Below are 4,198 nucleotides of genomic sequence, written 5' to 3' on the forward strand. Positions count from 1 at the left end.
GTTTGGACACTAACCTAGAGAAGTCACCTCCTCACTCACAACATGCGACATCGTGTCGCGCTCACGAAGTCATCTGCGTATCTTATCAATGAAAACGATTTAAGCTTATCTCTAACACCCAATTGAGTGTTATCAGGTCGCTTCATATCGAATTTTGGGGCTAAACCCCTAATCAATTCCTCAATTCCATGTAAGGCAACATTTGCGAGTAGGGGTGAAATCACCCCACCCTGTGGTGTCCCTTCATCAGTTGGGAACAGCTTGTTTCCATCCATTACACCAGCTTTTAACCAAGCTCGGATTTGTCTCCGTAGGGTAGGATAAGTATTCAATTTTTTGAGAAGTGCATCGTGATTAATACGGTCGAAGCATTTACTAATATCGGCATCCAACACATACTTGGATTTATTGTGTACCGCACTGAATATTGCTCCTATCGCATCGTGGCATGAGCGTCCGGGTCGGAACCCATATGAGTTAGGTTCAAATCGCGCTTCCCATTCTGGTTCTAACACCAGTTTGACTAACGCGCGGCATCGCTCGGTCTTCCATTGTCGGTATACCTAAAGGTCTTTCCTCACCTGTCCCTGGTTTGGGTATCCAAACTCGGCGTGTTGGCTTAACCTTACAACCCAATGATATTTTGTTTATCAGGGCGAAACGTTGCTTTGGGGTCAGCGATTTAACGCCGTCCACCCCTGCCGTCTTCTTGCCGTGATTATCTTGAGTTACCCGACGAACCGAAGCGGCTTTTGCCGCCCAAGAGCTTATCAACAGTTTTTGGAGTCTGCGTACTAGCTTGACATCACCACGATTAGACGCTTGATATATCCGATGAATGCAATTTAAAAACGTTACGCTCTAGCTTTCGCCAGTTGATATCGTTCCATTCATACATCGGTTTTTCTGCCGTGTTCATAACATATTCATTGCGAATTGTAGCTATATCATCCGTATTACCGTGAGTCCGTTAGCATATCCTCACCATTACAGTGAGGCGTTGGCTTTTGACTCAATCTCTACCACCTGTTACCTGGAAATCCAGATGTTTCGTCTTAGCTGACTGCTCGAAGTATTCGACCTCTCCGAGAGTAATCAGGTGGGTTACTTCGTTCCTCATAACCATTGGTTTGTTCCGTTAGGATGCCACCTCTTCACCGAGTTTTTGGGTAACGTAGGTATGTCGATTGAAATCCTCATACCACCCTGTACTAATGCCCTTTTGGGACTACCAGCGTGAGAAGCCTTATTTCGCTGGGTCGCAATAACGATGATTCAAACAGTGACTTTGCTTTCGCTATCCGTAGGAACTTGCTTACGGGATACCACTTTTAGGCTAGTAGTTCTTTCCGCTTTTATCCTCGCTTCACCGATTGATGGCTAGTCGCTACAGTGGAGGATATGCTTTCACCTCTACGTTTGAGGGACAGGACTTGACGCTTTCTAGGATACTGACGTTCACCTGTAAAGTTATGAAGTTGTCATCTACAAGGGATTAAAGTGCGAACTCAATCCTGATGGATTACCCTGTAGAAGCCAGTCATCCCCCGATTGCTCGGTTTCGACTGAACGAATCGCACTTCTTGGCTGCGTTTAAATCACGGTCTTGAATATTTCCGCAATCGGGACATTCAAAAACTCGGACTTTCAACGGCATCTTGTGCCGATGATTGCAGCAACTTGAGCAAATTTGACTGCTAGGGAAGAATCGCTCTACAAGCGTCAACTCGGAGTTAAACTTTTGGGTTTTATATTCCAATTGCCGCTTAAATTCGTACATTCCGCAATCAGCGATTGCACCAGCTAACTTGTGGTTCTTCAAAAATGCCTTGACATTCAAGTCTTCGATCTTGACCTCACTGTGGTTTTTGGCGAGGTAAGTTGTCAGCTTGTGAATGGCGTCTTTTCGGATGTTTGACACTTTTAGGTGCAGCAAGGCTTGTTTAGCGATTGCCGAATTGCGGTTGTTAGACCCTTTGACTCGCTTGCTAACACGGCGTTGCAGGCGTTTCATTTTACGACTCATCCCACGGTAAGCTTTGGGATTGGCAAAGACTTGACCGTTAGAACAAACAGCTAATTCTTTGATGCCGATATCGACACCAGCAGTAGGACGGTCAGGTGGAGTTGCGGGCTGTTCAATTTCGTATTTAAAAGCAATGAACCATCTGTCGGCTTTTCGACTGATTACACAGTTGTGAAATGCCGTAATTGGTAATGGTTCGTGCAGCCTAACCCAACCAATTTTAGGTAACTTGACACGCTTGCCATCGTTATTAATTCCTGGTTTTGCTTTGGTTCCTTGCTCTAGGTAGAAAGATTCACCTGACACACCTTTTTTCTTGAACCTATAGCCTTTCTCGGAAAGATGAGGTATAATGTTACTGACACTCACTCAGGAGGATAAAGCAGAGAATATCAGAGCAAACGAACTATAATTACATGGTTACGCACAAGCCACGCGAAAGCGATAGCATACATAATAGCATTTTTTTGACAGCACGAGCTGCTTGACTCACAAAAAGTAAATTTGTACTCCTCTTCATACATTGTTAAAAATGAAAGCTTATTCGATTGATTTTAGGCAAAAAATCCTTGATACTTATCATACTGAACCGATTTCACAAAAAGCAATAGCTAAGCGCTTTTCGCTCTGCCCTGAGTTTTGTACAAAAATTGCTTAAACAATATCGTGAAACAAAAAACATTACTCCGCGAACTGACCGATGTGGAGTCAAAGGCAAACTGAATGCAGAGCCACTACTCATCGAGTGCCCAATTGATTGAAGTAAACAATGATGCTACTCTTGAAGAACTTCGTTATTTACTTTATGGGAAAATTGGATTTTCCGTTAGTAGAGCGACAATAGCAAGAATGATAAAACTCTTAGATATTACTGTCAAAAAAAAACTCTCTTCCCCTCGGACAAAGGCACCGACCGAGTTCAACTCCTGCGATGTGAGTTCTGGCAAAAAATAAAAAAGATTAGTTTGAACGACTTAATATTCATTGACGAATCGGGAGTTAATTTGGCAATGGTTAGGTTATATGCCAGAGCTTTAAAAGGTCAAAGAGCCAAGGGGCCAAAACCAACTAAACGTGGCAAAAATGTCTCAATAATTGGAGCAATGTCAGTCAATGAAATTTTGACATCGGTTAATCTAATAGGCCCAACTGATGCAATTACATTTGAAGCTTTTATTATCAGGAAACTTGTGCCAAAACTATGGAAAGGGGCTTGTGTAGTGATGGATAATTGTCCCATTCACTTGGGAGAAGAAGTGAAAAAAGCGATCAAAAAAAAAGGGGCAAGATTAATATACTTATCACCTTATTCACCAGATTTTTCACCCATTGAAAATCTGTGGTCAAAACTTAAAATCATTCTCCGTTCTATCAAGACTACTAATTATCAAGAATTAGCAAAAGCACTCTTAGTTTGCGTTCGGTCAGGTTACATCGTCAAATATTTTTAACTGGTTTACACACTGCTGTTATTGTACCTCATCTTTCTGAGAAAGGCTATAGGTTGGTTAGATACCTTTTTGAAGCATCTATCCCAAGCCGTTCTCAATTCAGTCAGAGCCTGCTGCGGACTTGCCTTAGATGACTCGTAATACCAGGGATGCAGAGGTTTAATTTCCCCTACTAAACGCTTGTGAAGATCGATAGCGGAAGGAATCTTAACCGTTTTGTCGGCTTCCCTGAGTTTCAAGGTTTCAAGGATGATTGAATTCGCCCAGTTGTAAGCGTGTCTTGCTACCCCGCAATGTTGCCGAAATCTAGTCACCTGCTTATTGTTAGGCTTTAATTCCGTCCTGAAGCTGAGTAACATTTGCTTTTACCTCATTTCTGCCTTACTCTTATTGTATGCGGAATTAATGCGGAATGACAAAATGCCTAGAAAAAAGATCTACAGCGAGCCTAAGCGTAAAGTCAACCTAAGTCTGACCGAGACTGCTACTAAGTGGCTAGAGTTCAAGCAAGTTGAACTTACTGCAAGCAGTCTTAGTGACGTTATCGAGAGGCTGGCTAGAGAGTTACCCCAAAATTCCATCAATGGGTAACTCTGTCCAAGAATTACGTTACAGTTTCAAACCCCAAAGCTAACCAACAGTGTTAAGTAGTTAAGCAAAATTAATTACATAATTATCTCCAAATTCTTTAAGAATTATTTCGACAGATGAAACAAGAGAT

At 42.3% G+C, this 4,198-nt stretch carries 3 protein-coding genes and 2 pseudogenes; 2 read left to right on the plus strand and 3 right to left on the minus strand.

Annotated features, from left to right (window positions below; all coding sequences use genetic code 11):
* Window positions 1-62: 62 nt before the first annotated feature.
* Window positions 63-919, minus strand: a pseudogene (locus tag QUB35_RS38515) (reverse transcriptase domain-containing protein); the annotation flags it as partial.
* 621 nt (window positions 920-1,540) lie between these two features.
* The gene (locus tag QUB35_RS38520) at window positions 1,541-2,395 is read right to left on the minus strand and encodes an RNA-guided endonuclease TnpB family protein (RefSeq protein ID WP_333148284.1); all 855 of its coding nucleotides are present in this window, start codon (window positions 2,393-2,395) and stop codon (window positions 1,541-1,543) included.
* A 163-nt stretch (window positions 2,396-2,558) separates the two neighbouring features.
* On the opposite strand from QUB35_RS38520, the pseudogene QUB35_RS38525 reads away from it, so the two are divergent.
* Window positions 2,559-3,517: pseudogene (locus QUB35_RS38525) on the plus strand (IS630 family transposase).
* Here QUB35_RS38525 and QUB35_RS38530 read toward each other — a convergent pair.
* Entirely contained in the window at window positions 3,483-3,836 is a 354-nt protein-coding gene (locus QUB35_RS38530; RefSeq protein ID WP_333148286.1) for a helix-turn-helix domain-containing protein, read from the minus strand. The pseudogene QUB35_RS38525 and the gene QUB35_RS38530 sit on opposite strands and share 35 nt — an antisense overlap.
* A 61-nt stretch (window positions 3,837-3,897) precedes the next feature.
* Here QUB35_RS38530 and QUB35_RS38535 point away from each other — a divergent pair, with 61 nt between their 5' ends.
* Window positions 3,898-4,068: a hypothetical protein gene (locus QUB35_RS38535; RefSeq protein ID WP_333148288.1), complete on the plus strand. Its 171-nt coding sequence runs from the start codon at window positions 3,898-3,900 to the stop codon at window positions 4,066-4,068.
* Window positions 4,069-4,198 lie beyond the last annotated feature (130 nt).

Origin of the sequence: Microcoleus sp. B13-B6 (genome assembly GCF_036705405.1) — a bacterium.
GTDB lineage: Bacteria > Cyanobacteriota > Cyanobacteriia > Cyanobacteriales > Microcoleaceae > Microcoleus.

What these genes read in the sequence shown, in the direction of transcription:
- QUB35_RS38530 (WP_333148286.1), bottom strand. Translation starts at nt 3,836, where the DNA reads ATGTTACTCAGCTTCAGGACGGAATTAAAGCCTAACAATAAGCAGGTG.
- QUB35_RS38535 (WP_333148288.1), top strand. Translation starts at nt 3,898, where the DNA reads ATGCCTAGAAAAAAGATCTACAGCGAGCCTAAGCGTAAAGTCAACCTA.